14 protein-coding genes are annotated in these 17,186 nt (G+C 74.8%); 6 read left to right on the forward strand and 8 right to left on the reverse strand.

The features are described from left to right. Positions 1–3: 3 nt before the first annotated feature. Both ABD946_RS41880 and ABD946_RS41885 read right to left on the reverse strand, forming a co-directional pair. A complete protein-coding gene (locus tag ABD946_RS41880) occupies positions 4–2,322 on the reverse strand; it encodes a hypothetical protein (RefSeq protein WP_345290974.1) in 2,319 nt (772 codons plus the stop codon). Beyond that, a complete protein-coding gene (locus tag ABD946_RS41885; RefSeq protein WP_345290975.1) occupies positions 2,319–4,253 on the reverse strand; it encodes an ATP-binding protein in 1,935 nt (644 codons plus the stop codon). The genes ABD946_RS41880 and ABD946_RS41885 overlap by 4 nt, the downstream gene beginning before the upstream one ends. Before the next feature lie 374 nt (positions 4,254–4,627). Between ABD946_RS41885 and ABD946_RS41890 the strand changes: the two genes are divergently transcribed. Further along, entirely contained in the window at positions 4,628–4,945 is a 318-nt protein-coding gene (locus ABD946_RS41890; RefSeq protein WP_345290976.1) for a hypothetical protein, read from the forward strand. On the opposite strand, the gene ABD946_RS41895 is transcribed toward ABD946_RS41890, so the two are convergent. Next, positions 4,924–6,216 (reverse strand): TetR/AcrR family transcriptional regulator, encoded by a 1,293-nt coding sequence (locus ABD946_RS41895; RefSeq protein WP_345290977.1) that lies wholly within the window; start codon positions 6,214–6,216, stop codon positions 4,924–4,926. The two genes, ABD946_RS41890 and ABD946_RS41895, sit on opposite strands and share 22 nt — an antisense overlap. A 193-nt stretch (positions 6,217–6,409) precedes the next feature. On the opposite strand from ABD946_RS41895, the gene ABD946_RS41900 reads away from it, so the two are divergent. Further along, on the forward strand, positions 6,410–7,567 hold the full coding sequence (locus ABD946_RS41900; protein ID WP_345290978.1) for an acyl-CoA dehydrogenase family protein: 1,158 nt from the start codon (positions 6,410–6,412) through the stop codon (positions 7,565–7,567). Positions 7,568–7,671: 104 nt separating this feature from the next. Here ABD946_RS41900 and ABD946_RS41905 read toward each other — a convergent pair whose 3' ends face one another. Beyond that, positions 7,672–7,950 carry a hypothetical protein gene (locus ABD946_RS41905; RefSeq protein WP_345290979.1) on the reverse strand — a complete coding sequence of 93 codons (279 nt, stop codon included), beginning with the start codon at positions 7,948–7,950 and terminating at the stop codon, positions 7,672–7,674. A gap of 219 nt (positions 7,951–8,169) precedes the next feature. Beyond that, positions 8,170–8,736 (reverse strand): TetR/AcrR family transcriptional regulator, encoded by a 567-nt coding sequence (locus ABD946_RS41910; protein ID WP_345290980.1) that lies wholly within the window; start codon positions 8,734–8,736, stop codon positions 8,170–8,172. Positions 8,737–8,821: 85 nt separating this feature from the next. On the opposite strand from ABD946_RS41910, the gene ABD946_RS41915 reads away from it, so the two are divergent. From ABD946_RS41915 to ABD946_RS41930, 4 genes are all read left to right on the forward strand, one after another. Further along, complete coding sequence (locus tag ABD946_RS41915) at positions 8,822–10,387, forward strand: MFS transporter (RefSeq protein WP_345290981.1); 1,566 nt, start codon at positions 8,822–8,824, stop codon at positions 10,385–10,387. 160 nt (positions 10,388–10,547) lie between these two features. After that, positions 10,548–10,841: a Sec-independent protein translocase subunit TatA gene (gene tatA / locus ABD946_RS41920; RefSeq protein ID WP_345290982.1), complete on the forward strand. Its 294-nt coding sequence runs from the start codon at positions 10,548–10,550 to the stop codon at positions 10,839–10,841. 157 nt (positions 10,842–10,998) lie between these two features. Next, positions 10,999–12,285, forward strand: coding sequence for a hypothetical protein (locus ABD946_RS41925; protein ID WP_345290983.1), 1,287 nt, complete (start codon positions 10,999–11,001; stop codon positions 12,283–12,285). Continuing rightward, on the forward strand, positions 12,282–12,860 hold the full coding sequence (locus ABD946_RS41930; protein WP_345290984.1) for a potassium channel family protein: 579 nt from the start codon (positions 12,282–12,284) through the stop codon (positions 12,858–12,860). The genes ABD946_RS41925 and ABD946_RS41930 overlap by 4 nt, the downstream gene beginning before the upstream one ends. A 4-nt stretch (positions 12,861–12,864) precedes the next feature. Here the strand turns inward: ABD946_RS41930 and ABD946_RS41935 are convergent, their stop codons facing one another. From ABD946_RS41935 to ABD946_RS41945, 3 genes are read right to left on the reverse strand one after another with little or no spacing between them, the layout of a single operon-like run. Beyond that, complete coding sequence (locus ABD946_RS41935) at positions 12,865–14,457, reverse strand: protein kinase domain-containing protein (protein ID WP_345290985.1); 1,593 nt, start codon at positions 14,455–14,457, stop codon at positions 12,865–12,867. Positions 14,458–14,487: 30 nt separating this feature from the next. After that, positions 14,488–16,671 carry a bifunctional polysaccharide deacetylase/glycosyltransferase family 2 protein gene (locus tag ABD946_RS41940; RefSeq protein ID WP_345290986.1) on the reverse strand — a complete coding sequence of 728 codons (2,184 nt, stop codon included), beginning with the start codon at positions 16,669–16,671 and terminating at the stop codon, positions 14,488–14,490. Beyond that, a complete protein-coding gene (locus ABD946_RS41945) occupies positions 16,668–17,165 on the reverse strand; it encodes a hypothetical protein (protein ID WP_345290987.1) in 498 nt (165 codons plus the stop codon). Before ABD946_RS41945 ends, ABD946_RS41940 begins: the two co-directional genes overlap by 4 nt. Positions 17,166–17,186: the final 21 nt, after the last annotated feature.

Genomic DNA, 17,186 nt, shown 5'->3' on the forward strand with positions numbered 1-17,186 from the left:
GAGTCAGAGGCCGTAGCGGCGGGCGGTGTCCAGGTGGGGGCCCGGGTCGGCGCCCGCGGCGAGGGCCAGTTCGGGCCAGCTGAGCGGGTGTCGCCAGCCGGCCGTCAGGGTGGTGAGCACCGCGTCCGCCTCGGCGGCGGTGGCCAGCGGTGGTACGCCGACCGCCGCGTAGACGCCGCGCAGGCTGCCGCCCGGGGTGTCCGGATCGGTGATCAGGTAGCCGTCCCCGCTGTGGGCCCAGAGCCCGTAGCCGGCCGCCGCCAGTGCCTCCCGCAGCCCGGCCCAGGCGGTGGCGCCGGGCCAGGCGCCGTCCACCCACCAGGTGGTGTAGCCCGCCGGGTCGAGGAGGGCGAGCAGGTCGAAGGCGGGCCGCCAGGCGGTACCGCCCGCGTCCGGCCCGGGGTTGCGCACGGCCGGCCCGAAGACCACCACGTCGTTGTGGTTGAGCGTCAGGTCCTCGCCGAGCACCGGCAGGATGCGCGCGGTGGCCGGGCCGGTCCGCACGGCGGGCAGGTCGGCCAGGGTCCCGTCGCTGCGCGGGGCCCGGACGGTGACCAGCTGCCAGTCCTCGTCCACCGGGCCCTCGTCCCGTTCGAACTCCAGGCCCAGCTGGGCCCCGGCGGCCCGGACCACCGCCCAGTCCCGGTTGACGGTGGCGACCGTGACCAGGTGCCAGAGGTCGGCGGGCCAGACTTCGGGGTGCGGGTCCTGGGTGTCCTCCGGCAGGGCCAGCAGCTCCTGGTAGAGCCGCTGAGCGGCGGGGTAGTCGCCCAGCCGGGTGGCGGCGGCCGCGCCGAGGCGGCGCGGGGCCGGGCGGGACGGGTCCTCGGCCAGCACGGCGGCGCAGCGTTCGGCCGCCTCGGCCCAGCGGCCCTCGGCCGCGGCCCAGCGGGCCCGGACCCACTGCGCCTCGGCCGGGCTGTCGGCGGCCAGCCGGTCGGCCAGCCTCCGCACCCCCTCGCCGTCCTCCGCCTCGATCAGGGCGGCCGCCAGCTGACGGGCCGACAGGGTGTCCTGCGGGGCCAGCTCGAGCTGCTCCCAGAGCAGCGCGGCGGCCGCCCGGGCGTGGCCGAGCGCGCCGAGCGCCCCGGCCAGGGCGGGCAGGTGGCCGCCCCGCGGGTCGGCGGCGTGGGCGGCCGCCAGCAGGTCGGCGGCCCGCTCGGGGGGCACCTCGCCCGGGTGCTCGGCCATCCAGCGCTTCACCTCGCGCACCGGTACCGGGAGTTCGGCGGGCGGCAGGGCGTCGGCGGCGGTCCGCAGGGCGGCCAGCTGCCGGGACACCCCGGCCGGGCTGCGCAGGTGGGCGAGCTTGCGCCCGCCGGTGGCCGCCAGGGTCCGGGCCACCTCCCGGGCGCCGCGGGCCACGGCCAGCCGCCCGGCGACCAGCAGCAGGTCCAGGCAGGGGCGGTGCGAACCGGCCGCGTCCAGGTAGCCGACCCAGTGGGCCAGCCGGACGCCCAGCTCGGTGTCGTTCGGGTAGGCCCCGGCACCGGCCAGCAGCTCGACCGCCGTCGCCCAGCGCAGCCGGATGTCGGCGTAGGCCTCCGCCTCCTCCACGTCCGGGAGCTGGCCCAGCGCCTCCTCGCGGCGGCCGAGCGCCGCGAACTCCAGCGCCCGGCCCACCGCCAGCTTGCGGCGGTCGTCCTCGTCCAGTCGGCGGCGGGCCGCCACCTGCGCCAACTCGGCAAGCCGGTAGGCCTCCAGGGCCTCCTGGTGGCGGCCGAGGCGGTGCAGTGCGGAGGCGCGGCCGTGCCCGAAGGCCAGCGAGACCTGCTCGCCCGCCGCCAGGATGCGGGCCTGGGCCCGGTCCAGGTGGGCCAGCGCCTCCTCCGGGCGGCCGCCGTCCTCCAGGGTGTCGGCGTACTCCCGGGAGAGGCAGTCGAAGCAGGCCCGGGCCGGCTCCACCCGCGCGAGCGCCTCCTCCAGCACCGCCAGCCGCTCGGGCACGTAGCCGGGGCCGTCGATGTTGGCGTGGCAGATGGTGAAGTCCTGGACGGCGCAGACCGCCTGCGGGCACCCCTCGGTCTCCGGGCGGTGGGCGAACTCCAGCAGGGAGACCGCCTCGGCCAGGGCGGCCTCGCCCTGGTGACGCTTGTTCAGCAGGTTCTGCAGCCGCCAGTGCCGCAGGAAGACCTCCACCCAGGGCAGACCGAGCGCCCGGGCCGAGGCCAGCGCCTCCGGGAAGACCGCGTCCAGCTGCTCGTTGCGGCCCTCGACGGCGTGGCCGGCGATCTCCGCCAGCGCGGTGGCCAGCCGGTGGTGACCGGCCTCCACCAGCCGGGCGTGGCTGTCGTGCACCCAGGCCCAGATGTCGGTGGTCATGCGTCCTCCCCCTCGACCGGGGCATCGGTGGCCGGGACATCGGCGACCGCGGCGGGCGGCACCGCAGCGGGCGGCACCGCAGCGGGCGGCACCGCAGCGGGTGGCACCGCGGCGGGCAGCACCTCGGCGGGCAGCACCTCGGCGGTGAGTGCCGCCACTGCCGTGCCGATGCCGCCGAGCGCGGCGGTGAGGTCGCCGGCGGACGAGCCGGAGGCCGCCGCCATGATGACCTTGAGCGAGCGGAGCAGCCCGGCCGCCGTGGCGCTGCCGGTGTGCCCGGCGCGGTAGGCGGTCAGCAGCTGACGGACGGACGGGGCGGAGAGGTTGAGGTAGAGCCGGGCCCGGACACCGCCGTCGGTGCGGCCGGTGAAGGCCCGGGCCAGCCGGAGCGCGGCGGAGGGGATGCGGCTCTCGGCCTGCTCGCCCTCCAGCCGCGCCTTCAGCTCCGCCTCGCGGTCCGGCACCAGCACCAGGGGCAGCCCCGGCGGGTCGAACCGGGCCGGGACCAACTGCTCGCCGGGATCCGTCAGGGCTGCCGCCAGCCAGCCGAACTCCTCGGCCGCCAAAGGCCGTTCGGGATCGCGGAAGAGCTCGCGATTGCCGCTCTCACCGCCCAGCTCGACCAGCCGGCACTCGCGCTGGCGGGCGTAGCGACGCAGGAAGGGCAGCACCGCGTACCGGTCGCCCCGGGCGATCGGCACCTGCATGGCCCGGTAGAGCATCTCCTCGAAGCCGCCCTCGGAGCCGAGCGCCACGTGCACCGCACCGTCCCCGGCGGCCCGCATCGCACCGGCGGTCAGTTCGCCCTGGGAGGTGGGCACGGGCACGTCGTCGGCGAGCAGGGTGAAGAGGCGCTCGTCGCAGAGCGCGGCGCCGAGCAGCTCCTGGCCGTGCCGGGTCAGGATCCGCCGCCAGACGGCGGGGTGGAGCCGGGCGGTCTCGTACAGGCCGTCCACGATGGCGTCGGCGAGCACCTGCTGGAGCGCGCGGTAGTGCCCGTCGCGCTGCAGGTCCTCCCGGCTGGCGGTCGGGGTGAGCAGGTCGGACTCGATCACGCCGCCGATGAAGCCCGCCCAGCTGGGCAGCAGGTCCCGGGCGTCCTCGGTCAGCAGCATGCCGCGCAGGTAGACCGCGAGTTCGCGGTTGTCGGTGGAGCCGTAGCTGCCGCCGTCCTGCACCCAGAGCAGGCCGACGGCGTCACCGGCGCCGTCCACCGGGGTGACCGGCAGGGTGGCGAGCGGCGGGAAGCGGCGGCCGAAGCCGGCCGCGAAGTGCAGCCGGGCCGTCTCCGACTCCCCGTCGGGCAGGGGCCGTTCCGGTCGCCAGGGGACCGGGAGGTCGTTCACCGGGTTCGGGTCGTCGCCGACCAGGACGGGGACCGGCAGCAGCACGCAGTACCGGGTGAGCACCTCGCGCAGGGTGTACTCGTCGGCCAGGGCGGCGTGTTCGGGCTTGAGCAGCAGCTCCACCAGGGTGCCCGGGGCGGCCCGCGGCCCCACCGGCTCGACGGCGTACTGCTCACCGCCCCTGCTGGAGTAGCGGTGGCCGACACCGGGCTCGCGGTGCGAGGTGGTGGTGACGGTGACCTCGTCGGCGATCGAGAAGGCCGAGAGGAAGCCGAGGCCGAATGCGCCGATCAGTTCCTGACTACCCGTCAATTCCCTTAGCAGTCTGGTGTATCCACTGCCCACGGTGGCGAGGTAGGCGTGGATCTCCGGTTCGGTCAGACCCGCCCCGGAGTCCTCGATCCGGATCGTCCGCCGGGCCGGATCGGCCCCCACCCGGATCACCGCGCCGACGGTGCTGCCCGGCGCCTCCAAACTCCTGCGGGTGTGCGAATCATGGGCGTTCTGGACGAGTTCGCGAAGGGCCACCAATGGGGTGGAGTAGAGATGGGTGGCCAGGACCCCGACCAGTCCCCCCAGGTCCACCTCGGTCGTGCGCAGATTCCGTTCCGGCTGCCGACCGGGCTCAAGGTCTTCCGACATGAGGCCCAAGTCTGCCAGTCAGACAATCCACCTACCAGGTTTTTCGCTTTACCGTTACCTGCCCCCGAGTTCGCCGCCGAGTCGGCGGCGGAACCGCAGGTCAGGAGGGGGGAAATCAACCGGAGTGACCCCCTTCGACATTTGCCGCCCCCCGCGTCCGTGACGCGCCCGTTACTCGTTCGGGCGAACCGGCACGGCGGCCATTGAAGTCAATCGGCCGACTGGGGAATGCTGGTCACGCGACGTCAGGCACCGGCACGTTACGGGGCGGCCACCCCGAACGCGCCACATTCGCACCAGTTAGCAGGGAGACCACCGTGTCCCGAATTCGCGCAGCCGCCACCGTCACCGCCCTCGGCGCCATTCTGCTCCTCGGAGCCGGCACCGCCCACGCGGACAACGGCGCCGGCGCCGCGTACGGCTCCAACAGCAGCGTGGTGAGCAACACCGGCTCGGGCAACATCGTCGGCAGCGTCAACGGCAACGGGAACGCGACCCAGCAGGCCGCGACCGGCTCCGGCGCGGCGAACCAGAACAACAGCGCCGGGGTGGCCGGCAACTCCGGCGGCATCGGCGTGATCCAGGGCAACGGCGCGTTCACGCACTCGGTGTACTACCCGTTCGTGCTGTACTGACCCACCTCGTCGTGGTGACCCCGCAGGGGCGGGCCCGGCCGGGCCCGCCCCTGCTCCATGTCCAGGGCGGTCAGGCCCGACACGGCCGCGGCGAGATCGGTCAGACACTGCGTCAGGTCGGGCCTGGCCCAGCCGCCCCGCACCCCGTCGTTGACCAGCGCGAACATCGCGTGCACCCTGATCCGGGCCTCGGCCGGGCCGTACTGCGGCCGGACCCGCCGGAGCAACTCCACCCACGTGCGCAGGAACTCGCGGCGGAAGGCGACCGCCGCCCGCCGGTCCGCCGCGGCCAGCCGCTCCGTCTCGCTGACCATCGCGCCCAGGTGGTCACCGTGCCGGCGTGCGAAGTCCACGTACGCCCCGAGCCCGGCCGCGAGCGCCACCGCCGGGCCGCCCGCCGCCGCCATCGGCGCCGACACCTCCTGCCGCAGCCGCTCCCGGCAGCGCTCCAGGGCCGCGGCCAGCAGTTCGGCCTTGGTGCCGAAGTGCTTGTAGACGCTCGGCCCGGCGATGCCGACGGCCGCGCCGAGCCGGTCCGTGGTCACGTTGTCGAAGCCGTACCGGTGGAACAGCACGACGGCGGCAGTCAGCAACTCCTCCCGGCGGGAGCCCGGGGGCGGCGGGCCGTCCGCCGCGACGGAGCACGGCCCGGACGGCGACGACGGCAGCGGCGTCGACAGCACCGCGGTGGTCAGCTCGCCGAGCAGGCGCTCGAACCGCCGCCGGGGCAGCACGAAACTGTGGTTCGACAGCCCGCCGAGCGCGGAGAGCGCCGACCAGCAGAGCAACTCGGCGTCTGGGATGGTCAGTTCGGGCCGTGAGCGGCGGAGGGTGGTGGCCATGGCCGCCACCTCGGCGCGCAACTCGCGACGCAGCAGAGCCCGTTGGGCCGGCGGCAGCAGCCGGGCGTCCCGCTGCCAGAGCGTGCCCAGTGCCCGGTGGTCGATCGCGGCCGGGGCCAGGGCGGCGGCCAGGGCGGACGGCCCGGCCGGCTCGCTCGCCTCGCTGGGCCCGTTGGGTCCGTCGGCCTCGTTCGGCGTGGAGGAGCCCGCCCGGACGGCCTCGCGGAGGGCGCGGAGGTGGGAGTCCAGGACCTGGCGGAGCAGCTCGGGCTTGCCCGGCACGTGCCGGTAGAGCGCGGGGGCGGTGATGCCCAGCTCCCCCGCCAGCTCCGCCATCGAGACCCGGTGGTACCCGTCCCGGTGGAACCGCTCCCCCGCGACGCCCAGGATCTGCGCCTTCCGCCCCGGCGGCCGCCTCGTCGCCACCATCGCCCCCTGCCGACCGCACCCGAGCACTCCGCGAAACCGCCCGGCCAGGGTAGCAACGATTCACTTGACGGTCCGTCCGGAGCCCGAACACGGGACGGACGGGATCAGGAAGTGCTGGACACCGGAAGCTACCGCCGATTAACTTGAGCCGCGATCAGAGCCGCCTCCGGGCCGCCACGAAGGGAGCGCCGCCGTGCGCCGCACCGTGTTCGACGAGGACCACGAGGCCTTCCGGGAGACCATCCGGGACTTCATCGCCAAGGAGGTCGTGCCGGTCTACGAGAGCTGGGAGAACGAGGGCCACCCGCCCCGCGACTTCTACCGCAAGCTCGGCGCGCTCGGCGTCTACGGCATCGAGGTCCCGGAGGAGTACGGCGGCGCGGGCCAGACCGGCTTCAAGTACCAGGCCGTGGTCAGCGAGGAGTGCGCCCGGGCCGGCGTCACCTTCGGCTCCTCGGGCGTGCACACCGGCCTGGTGCTGCCCTACCTGCTGGAGTACGCCACCGAGGAGCAGAAGCAGCGCTGGCTGCCGGGCTTCGTCTCCGGCGACATCATGACCGCCATCGCGATGACCGAGCCGGGCGCCGGCTCCGACCTCGCGGGCATCGCCACCACCGCCAGGCTCTCCGAGGACGGCACCCACTACGTCCTGAACGGCGCCAAGACCTTCATCACCGGCGGCGTGCTCGCCGACCTGGTGCTGGTCATCTGCCGCACCAGCCCGTACGACCCGGCCGACCGCCGGGCCGGGCTCTCCATCCTCTGCGTGGACACCACCTCGGAGGGCTACGCCGTCGGCCGCAAGCTGAAGAAGATCGGCCTGCGCACCTCCGACACCGCCGAACTCTCCTTCACCGACGTGAAGGTGCCGGTGGGCGACCTGCTCGGCGAGGAGGGCAAGGCCTTCGCCTACCTGACCCACAACCTGGTCCAGGAGCGGCTGGCCATCGCGGTCGGCGCGTACGCCTCCTCGGCGGCGGCGGTCCGCTTCGCGGTGAGTTACGTCAAGGACCGCAAGGTGTTCGGCCAGGCGGTGGCCGAGTTCCAGAACACCAAGTTCAGCCTGGCGGACTGTCAGGCGCAGGTGCTGGCCCAGGAGTCCATGGTGGACCGGGCGCTGGAGCTCTACCAGAACGGGCAGCTGACGGTGGCGGACGCCGCCGCGACCAAGCTGTTCTGCACCGAGTCGGCCTCCCAGGTGATCGACAAGTGCCTGCAGCTGCACGGCGGTTACGGCTACATCCTGGAGTACCCGATCGCCCGGCTCTACACCGACAACCGGGTCTTCCGGATCTACGGCGGCACCAGCGAGGTCATGCGGACCATCGTCGCCAAGTCGCTCGGCCTGTAGGCCCCCCGACCACGCCCGGCGGCATCCCCCACGATCCGCCGCCGGACGTGCGGCAGCGGGCCGCTCCCCCATCGGCCCGCTGCCCAATCCTCGTGTTCCGTCCGTCAGTTGTGCTGCCCCGGGTGCTGCGGGTGCTCCGCACGCCAGGCGTCCCAGCCGGCCATCGAGGCCGCCCGGGCGTGCTGGAAGGTGCGCTGGGCCATCTCGCCCGGCGGGGTCTCCAGCTGTCGGACCCAGCCGCGGCCGGCCGAGAGCAGCGCCGCCCCGACCATCGCGGTACCCGCGAGGCCGACCAGCGCACCCACCCCGGTCAGCACCACCCCGGTGGCCAGCAGGCCCCGGTTGACCTCGAACCCGCCGATGAACTTCTGATACGTCGCCATGCCACCCACCTTCGGCGAGGGCCCGGCAGGGTGCACGCCGGACTGCTCCAGCGGGGGCACGAGGGACGTAGGTGGTGATGCCGGGGGCGCGGGGAACTGTGCGTAGGGGAACGGCAGCACGTGCAACTGGCTGACGTGCCCCGATCTCGCGCTGGGCCGCCTTCCGTACTCGCGCAGTTCCTCGCGCCCCCGGGTCGCTGCAACCGGGCGCCAGCGGGATCAGTCCAGGACGCGGGCCGATGCGAGTTCGAGGGCCTGGAGCATCTGTTCGCCCGTCAGGGACTGGGCCGGGTCGACGAGCCACTGGGTGACGGTGCCGGCGAGGAGGGCCTGGTAGAAGGCGCCGAGGAGCACCTCGTCCTCGTCCTCGGGGGCCCGTTCGCCGCTGACCATGTGGGCGATCTCCAGCCGGGCCAGCCGCTGGACCTTGGCGAACTGCTCCCGGATGTCGGGCAGGTCGTCCATCCGCGCGATCACCTCGAACTGCGCCGCCCAGAGCCCGTGGTACTCGACCATCGTCGACCGGATCCCGTCCCAGACGGCGACGAACCGCTCCCGCGGCGTGCCCCCGACGCCGGCCGTGGCCGCGTCGACGGCTTCGCCCCAGCCGCCGATGGCCTCCATCATCGCCTGGTTGAGCAGCGCCTCCTTCGACCCGAAGTGGTAGCCGATCGCGGCCAGGCTGACGCCCGCCGCCGTGGCGATGTCCCGCGCGGTGGTGCGGCTGTAGCCCTTCTCTGACAGGCAGCGCTTGGCGCCGTCGAGCAGGTCCTCACGATTTCCCATGCCCGGAAGCGTACGCCGCGGGCGAGACGGATGTCTTGCACATCCGTACTAGACATTCGTCTGACACGCTCGTACGGTTCTTCTCGTGACCACAACCCACGGCCTCGCCGGCCGCCGCGGATGGACGGGCCTCGCCGTCCTGCTCCTGCCGACCCTCGTGATCGCCACGGACATGGGGATCCTGTTCTTCGCCGTCCCCTTCATCAGCACCGAGCTGCGGCCCAGCGCCACCGAGCAGCTCTGGATCATGGACATCTACTCGTTCCTGCTGGCCGGGCTGCTCATCCCGATGGGCGCGCTGGGCGACCGGATCGGCCGCCGCCGCCTGCTGATGGCCGGGGCGCTCGGCTTCGCCGCCGCCTCCCTGCTGGCCGCCACCGCGGACGGCGCCGGGCAGCTGATCGCGGCCCGCGCCCTGCTCGGGGTGACCGGGGCGACGCTGATGCCCTCGACCCTGGCGCTGATCCGCAACATGTTCCACGACCCCAAGCAGCGCACGGCCGCGATGGGCGCGTGGGGCGCCGCGACCATGGCCGGGGCCACCCTGGGGCCGGTCGTCGGCGGGCTGCTGCTGGAGCACTTCACCTGGAGCGCCGTCTTCCTGCCCGCCCTCCCGGTGATGGCACTGGTGCTGCTGACCGCCCCGTTCCTGCTGCCCGAGTACCGCAGCCCGCAGCCCGGCCGCTTCGACCTGGCCGGCGCACTGCTCGCGGTCGCCTCCGTGCTGCCCACCGTCTACGGGATCAAGCACTTCGCGGTGGACGGCTGGAGCGCCGGCGCCGCCGCGGCCCTGGCCGCCGGGGTGCTGCTCGGCGGGGCGCTGGTGCGGCGGCTGCGGACGGCGGCCACGCCGCTGGTCGACCCGGCGCTGTTCCGCAACCGCACCTTCTCCGGCGCGGTGGTGGTCAACACCCTCACCATGCTGGCCATGATGGGCTTCACCCTCTACACCTCGCAGTACCTCCAACTGGTGCGCGGCATGGCCCCGTTGACCGCATCGCTGTGGGCACTGCTGCCCAGCGTCGGGGTCTTCGTCACCGCCGGGGCCTCCGGGGCGCTGGCCGGGAAGGTCCGGCCGGGAGTGCGGCTGACGGGTGGTCTGGTGATCGCCGCCGCCGGGTTCGCCCTGATGACGCAGGTCCGTCCCGACTCCCCGCTGGCGCTGATCCTGGTGGCGGCCGGGGTGCTGGCCGCCGGGACGGTGGCCGCGATGATGCTCACCGCCGAGCTGGTGGTCTCGGCCGCACCGCCCGAGCAGGCCGGCGCCGCCTCGGCGGTCTCGGAGACCGCCACCGAGCTGGGCGCCTCGCTGGGGATCGCGCTGCTCGGCGCGGCCGGCGCGGCGGTCTACTCCGCCCGGCTGGACGGCGGCCTGCCGAACGGCCTGCCGGCCGAGCTCGCGGCGGTGGCCCAGGACACCCTGGGCGGGGCGGTCACGGTGGCGGCGCAGCTGCCGGGCGAGCTCGGCGGGCAGCTGCTCACGGCCGCCCGGGACGCCTTCGCCGACGGCATGCACCTGGCCGCCGCGGTGGGCCTGGTCACCATGCTGCTCGGGGCCTTCCTGGCCCACCGCATGCTGGGTGACCTGCCCGTTCCCGCCCCGGCGGAGGAGGCCGCCGAGCCCTCGGCCGGGCAGCCGGAGCTGGTCTAGACCACTGAGCGGGCAACGCTCACGTGAACACCTGGTTTTCGCCCGATGTTTCAGGACCGCTGTATACGTCGGCCGGGCGGGCCATGCATACTGGCCGAGGTGGGGCAAGTTCGCCCGACCCATGAAACAGCGAGTAATCCGAAGGGACCGGTGGTCAGGGATGCTGCGCAACGGTCTGGAGCCCTGGCACCTTCTCGTGGTGCTGGCTGTGGTCATCCTGCTTTTCGGTTCGAAGAAGCTGCCCGAGATGGCGCGCGGCCTCGGCAAGTCGATGCGCATCCTGAAGGCCGAGACCAAGGCCCTGCGCGAGGACGACGCCCAGGCCGCCGGCACCCCGGCCGCCCCGGCGGACGGCACGGCGCAGAGCACCGCCACCGAGCAGCCCCGCCAGGCGGTCGAGCCGACCGTCATCACCAAGGCCGCCGAGCCGAACGGCCAGCAGAACAAGGCCTGACCCGCCACCACGGCCGGTCCGCACCGGGCCGCCGGTCCTCCCCTCGGGGACGGACCGGCGGCCCGGTGCTTTGCCGTGTCCGGCCGCGGTCTGACTGGCTGTCGGAAAAGTTCTGTTATCTCCTGGTGTGCACCGATCCACACCGCAGGAGGTACGGATGGCCGACCCGACCGGCTCCACCGAGGTCGAGGAGCTGCGACGTCGGCTCGCCCTGCTGGAGGAGCGGCAGGCACCGCCCCGCCGGCACCGCGTCAGGTCCGCCTTCGCCGTCCTGCTGGTCCTGCTGGCCGCCGTGCTCACCCCGCTGAGCGTGGTGGCCGCCTGGACCAGGGCCGAGGTCGGCGACACCGACCGGTACGTGGCCACCATGGCGCCGCTGGCCGAGGACCCGGCGATCCGGGCCGCCGTGACCGACCGGGTGACCGCCGAAGTGATGAAGTACCTGCCGGTCGACACCCTGCTGGAGCAGGTCGCCCCCGCCGACCGGCCGCTGCTCGACAAGGCGCTCGGCGCCCTGGGCTCCACCCTCACCAACGGCCTGACCGGATTCGTCCACGGCCAGGTCGAGAAGGTGGTGGACAGCGACGCCTTCGCCACCGTATGGGTGACCGTCAACCGGAACGCGCACGCCGCCGTGGACCGGCTGCTCACCGGGGAGGGCGGCGGCGCCGTCGAGGTCCAGGGCGACACCGTGACGCTGGACCTCGCCCCGCTGATCGACCAGGTGAAGAGCCGGCTGGTCGCCCAGGGCCTCGGGGTGGCCTCGAAGATCCCCGAGGTGCACACCGACTACGTCCTGGTGCAGTCGGACGCCATCCCCAAGGCGCGGACCGCCTTCCGGCTGCTCGACCTGGCCGGTTTCTGGCTGCCGGTGCTCACCGTGCTGATCGCGGCGGGCGGCGTGCTGCTGGCCGGGCGGCGGCGCCGGGCCCTGGTCACCGCCGCGCTGCTGGTGGCCGGCGGGGCGGCGCTGCTCGGGCTGGGCCTCGCCGTCGGCCGGGCGTTCTACCTGGACCGGCTCCCGGCCGGGGTGAGCCAGGGCGCCGCCGCGGCCGTCTTCGACGCCCTGGTGCACTACCTGCGGACCACCGTGCGGGCGGTGGTCGCGCTCGGCGTGCTGGTCGCGCTCGGCGCCTGGCTGACCGGGGCGGGGCGGTGGGCCGGGACCGTACGGCGGCTCTGGGCGGCCGGCTTCGGCGCCGTCCGGACCACCGCCGCGCGGGCCGGGCTGCGGCTCGGTCCGGTGGGGCGCTTCGTCCACCGGTACAAGGCCTGGCTGGGGTGGACGGGGGTGGCGGCCGCCGCACTGGTGCTGGTGTTCTGGAGCTACCCGACCGGGATGGTGGTCTTCTGGACCGGCTTCGCCCTGCTGGGCGGGCTGGCGGTGCTGGAACTGCTGGACGAGCGGCCGGGTGAACGGCCTGGCGAAGCGGCCGCGCCGTGACGGGGTCGGAGGAGGACGACTGCTCCGGGCACCGGGTCGACCGGGTGGGCTGGCTGTTCGGGGCGGGCGGGGCCGCGGCGCTGCTGGTGGCCTACTTCACCGTGCCGCTCGGCGTCTTCGGCCCGCACCACCCGGTGCCCAGCTGGCTGACCTTCGCCGGGGCGCTGACCGTGCTGGCCGGGTACCTGCTCCGGGAGATCCGCCGCGAGTACCTCGGCCTGCCCGGCCGCCCGGCGATGGCGATCCTGCTGCTCAGCGCGCTGACCCTGGTGGTCTTCGCCTCCACGTACTACGCGCTGGCGCACGAGTTCACCGGACTGACGACCCGGATCGACGCGCTCTACTTCACCGTGGTCACCCTCGCCACGGTCGGCTTCGGCGACGTCACCCCGTCCGGGCAGTCGGCCCGGGTGGTGGTGATGCTGCAGATCCTCTACACCCTGGTCTTCCTGACCGCCGGGGCCACCACCGTCAGCCGCCGCCTGCACGAGCGGCTGGCCGAGCGGGCCGAGGTGCGGGCCGCGGAGCCGGGCCGGGGGCGCCGCCACCGGAACCAGCGGCACGAGGGGGCCTGAGCGATCAGCCGACCAGGGCCAGGACGGCGCCGATCTTGGCCTGCCAGAGCACACTGGTCTCGGTGTCGATGGCGTGCCGCTTGCCCAGGTCGCGGACCAGCTTCTGAGCGTCCCTCAGCGAGCGCGCGGCGTCGTCCGTCTGGCGGTCGTTCAGGGCGTCCGCGGCCTCGTCCAGGCGTTCCAGCAGGTCCTGCTGCCTGTCCCGGTCCCGGTCGAACTCGCTCTGGGCCACGGCGGCGCGCAGCGCGGACAGCGCGGTGCCCGGGCCGGGCTTGGCGCTCGGCGAGGGCTTGGTGCTCGGGCTGGGCTTGGCCGAAGGGGTCGGGCTCGGGGTGGGCGAGGGGCTGGCGGAGGCCGAGGCGGGCGTGGTCGGGCTCGGGGCCGCCTTGGGGGCGCCCTTGCCCGGGCCGCCCGCCGTGAGCACCACGACCACCGCCGCCGCGGCGATCGCGGCAACCCCGGCACCCGCGTAGAGCAGCGGGTTGCGCCGCCGGGCGGGCGGCTCCTCGTACGGCTCGTAGGGCTGGGCGTCGTACTGCTGCTGGGCACCGTAGGGCTGGGCGCCGTACGGCTGGGCCGGGAAGCCGGCCTGGTGCGGCACCGGGGGCATGACCGAGGTCGCCTGCTGGGCGCCGCCGTACGGGACCTGGCCGGGCACCGCCGCGACCGGGGGGATCACCTGGGTGGCCGCGAGCAGTTCGCTGGTGCGGTCGGCCGGACCGTGCAGCGGGACCGCGGAGAGCAGCTCGGCCCGGGCGGTGGCGGCGTCGGCCGGGCGGTCGGCCGGGTTCTTGGCGAGCAGCCGGAGCACCACCGCGTCCAGGGCCGGGCTGAGCCCGGGGCGGCGGTAGGAGGGCGGGGCGGGGTGGGCGCCGACGTGCTGGTAGGCGATGGCCACCGAGTTGTCACCGCCGAACGGGGGCGCCCCGGTGAGCATCTCGGTGAGCACGCAGCCGAGCGAGTAGAGGTCGGAGCGGCCGTCCAGCGGGCTCGCGGTGGCCTGCTCCGGGGAGAGGTAGGAGGCGGTGCCGAGCACCTGGGCGGCCTGGGTGAGCTGGGCGCCGGAGGAGCCGGCCCGGGCGATCCCGAAGTCCACCACCTTCACCCCGCCGTCGTGGGTGATCATGATGTTGCCCGGCTTGATGTCCCGGTGCACCAGCCCGGCCGCGTGCGCGACCTCCAGGGCCTCGCAGACCGCGGCCGCGATGCCGACCGCGCGCTCCACCGGGAGCCAGGTGGTGTCGGCGATCAGCCGGCCCAGCGTCTGGCCGTGGACCAGCTCCATGACGATGTACGGCGAGCCCTGGTCCACCCCGGAGTCGAAGACCGTGACGATCCTCGGGTGCACCAGGCGGGCGGCGTTCTGGGCCTCCTGGGCGAAGCGCTCGGCGAACCGGGGGTCGTCGGCCAGGCCGCCGTTGAGCAGCTTCACCGCGACCGGACGGCCGAGCTGGTGGTCGTGCCCGCGGTGCACGGTGGCCATGCCGCCGACGCCGAGGACCTCGCCCAGCTCGTAACGCCCGTTCAGTATCCGGCCGATCACCCCGACCACTCCCCTTCCGCGCCGCCCGGTCGCCTCGGCCCGGTGGCCGCGCACCCGTGCACCATAGCGGTTGTCCGGCAGGGGTCAGGCGCCCGCCGGGGGCACCTGGAGGCTGCCGTACCGCTGCATCCGCTGCCAGCGCAGCCGGGATCCGGCCAGGGCGGTGCAGACGGACTGGATCACCACCAGGTACATCAGCTGCCGGTAGACGAACTGCTGGAGCGGGAGCGTCCAGAGCGGGCCGAGCCGCTCGCCGTCCAGGCGGAAGGCGTAGGCGCCCATCGCGAACTGGAGCGCCAGGAAGGCGGCCCAGAGCCCGAGGATGCGGCCCGGGTCGAGGAAGACCAGGCCGTACAGCGCGAACACGTCCACCACCGGGGCCAGCAGCGGCAGCAGCACCTGGAAGAGCAGCAGGTAGCCGAGGCCGCGGCGGCCGAGCTTCCCGGCCTGGCCGCGCTGGGCCAGCGCGCCGCGGTGCTTCCACATCGCCTGGAGGGTGCCGTAGCACCAGCGGTAGCGCTGGCGCCAGAGCGCGCCGAGCGAGGCCGGAGCCTCCGTCCAGGCGCGGGCCCGCTCCTCGTAGACGACGCGCCAACCGGCCCGGCACAGGCCCATGGTGAGGTCGGTGTCCTCGGCCAGGGTGGACTCGCCGACGCCGCCGAGGCGCAGCAGGGCCGAGCGGCGGAAGGCGCCCACCGCCCCCGGCACGGTCGGCATGCACTCGGCCAGGTCGAACAGGCGGCGGTCCAGGTTGAAGCCCACCACGTACTCGATGTGCTGCCAACGCCCCAGCAGGCCACCGCGGTTGACCACCTTGGCGTTGCCGGAGACGGCGCCGACCCGGCGGTCCGCGAAGGGCTGCACCAGCATCCGGACGGCGTCGGGCTCGAACACGGTGTCGCCGTCCACCATCACCAGCAGCTCGCAACTCGCGGCGGCGATACCGGCGTTGAGGGCGGCGGGCTTCCCCGCGTTCTGCTGCCGGATCACCCGGACGTACGGCAGCCGCAGCGACTCGACCAGGTCGGCGGTGCCGTCGGTGGAGCCGTCGTCCACCACGATCACCTCCACCGGGTGGTCGGAGGCCAGCAGCGAGCGGACGGCCGCCTCGATGCCCGCCACCTCGTTGTAGGCGGGGACGATCACGGTGACCGGCTCGGTCACCGGCGGGCCCCACGGGCGGCGGCCGCGCAGCCGCTTGTGCCGCCGGGCCGCCACCACCACCGCCACCGCGCGCAGCACGCTGACCGCGCCCGCAGCGAACAGCAGCCAGCCCAGCACCCGGAGCACCCACTCACTGGCCGTCAGGGCGCCGAGCAGGGCCAGGCCTCGCCAGTGGTCCCCGGCCGGGGCCGGGGCCATCGGGCGGGGCAGGCCGAGCGCGTCGCCGACCGGGGCGAACCGGTAGCCGCGGGCCTGGAGTTCGGTGATCAGCCGGTCGAGCGCGGCCACCGTCTGGCTGCGGTCGCCACCGGCGTCGTGCATCAGCACGATCTCGCCGGCGGTGCCGCGCGGGGTGGCGTCGGCCACGATCCGGTCCACGCCCGGACGGCGCCAGTCGCCGCTGTCCAGGGTGGTGAGCACGGTGAGGTAGCCGTCCTGCCCCGCCTTCCGGACGGCCTCCCAGTCGGCGTCGGTGAGCGCGGCGGCCGAGGAGGAGTACGGGGGCCGCAGCAGCGAGCTGGTCCGGCTGACCGCGCCGGCCAGCGCCAGCTGACTCTGGCTCAGCTCCAGCGAGCGCCGCCACTCGGGGACGGCGGACAGATCGGCGTGGGTGAAGGTGTGCACGCCGAGCTCGTGGCCCTCGGCGACGATCCGCCGGGCCAGCTCGGGGTGGGCGGCCACCTGGGAGCCGACCACGAAGAAGGTGGCGTCCACCTGGTGGCGGCGGAGCACGTCCAGGATCTGCGGGGTCCAGACCGGATCGGGGCCGTCGTCGAAGGTGAGCGCCACCGTCCGGTCGGCCGGCCGGGCCGAGCGGGGCGGCGCCGCGCCGCCGTCGATCACCGGGCCGCCGTCCCGGACCGCGGCGGGCACGGAGCCGCCGTCGCCCTTCGCGGTGGCCGCGCCGTCGGGCGTGCCGCCGTACAGCTGGTGGGTCCAGCCCTGGAGCAGCAGCGCGGCGGTGAGGGTGAGCACCAGGGTGGTCAGCAGCAGCCAGTGGGTGCGCAGCGGGACCTGACGGACCGCCGCGCGGCGGCCGCGGCCCTTGCCGTTGCGGCGCCGGGAGCGGTGGCCGGGGGTGGGAGCGGTGCGGGTGGTGGTCACGGGGTCTTGCTCGGCTTCCGGCTCGGGGCGGTGCTGGGGCGGCCGTGGCCGGGGGTGTTGCCGGAGTTGCCCGGGCCCGCGGTCGGGGTGGTGACCGGGGCGGAGGACTGGTCCGTCGCGGAGTGGGTCGCGGACGGGGCCTCGGTGGTGCGGGCGGGGCGGGCGGGGAGGACCGCCTGGCCGGTGCGGGTGGCCGGCTGGGCGGAGACCGGGGCCGACGGACCGTCAGACGTGGCGCCGCCCGCCGGGGCGGCGGGCACGGCCGGGGCGGGCGGGCGCTCGGCGTGCTGCTGGGGCAGGAACGGCGCGTCCACGGACGGACCGCCGAGCAGACTGCTGAGCAGCAGGGCGAGGTAGCCGGCCGCGGGTATGACGAGCAGTCGGCCGGCGCGGCGGACCAGTCGCTGGCGGCGGCCGGAGGCGTCCACGAAGACCGGTTCGTCGGGCGGCGGGACGGCCCGGCGGGCGGCCCGGGTCCGGGGGCTGGTGGTCACCTGCGGGTCCTGTCCTGGTGC

Source organism: Kitasatospora albolonga, from assembly GCF_039535905.1.
In the GTDB taxonomy this organism is placed as follows: domain Bacteria; phylum Actinomycetota; class Actinomycetes; order Streptomycetales; family Streptomycetaceae; genus Kitasatospora; species Kitasatospora albolonga.

Coding starts and splice junctions, on each gene's coding strand:
- ABD946_RS41895 (WP_345290977.1), bottom strand. CDS start 6,216: ATGGTGGCGACGAGGCGGCCGCCGGGGCGGAAGGCGCAGATCCTGGGC.
- ABD946_RS41925 (WP_345290983.1), top strand. CDS start 10,999: ATGGCCGACCCGACCGGCTCCACCGAGGTCGAGGAGCTGCGACGTCGG.
- ABD946_RS41880 (WP_345290974.1), bottom strand. CDS start 2,322: ATGACCACCGACATCTGGGCCTGGGTGCACGACAGCCACGCCCGGCTG.
- ABD946_RS41910 (WP_345290980.1), bottom strand. CDS start 8,736: ATGGGAAATCGTGAGGACCTGCTCGACGGCGCCAAGCGCTGCCTGTCA.
- tatA (WP_345290982.1), top strand. CDS start 10,548: ATGCTGCGCAACGGTCTGGAGCCCTGGCACCTTCTCGTGGTGCTGGCT.
- ABD946_RS41905 (WP_345290979.1), bottom strand. CDS start 7,950: ATGGCGACGTATCAGAAGTTCATCGGCGGGTTCGAGGTCAACCGGGGC.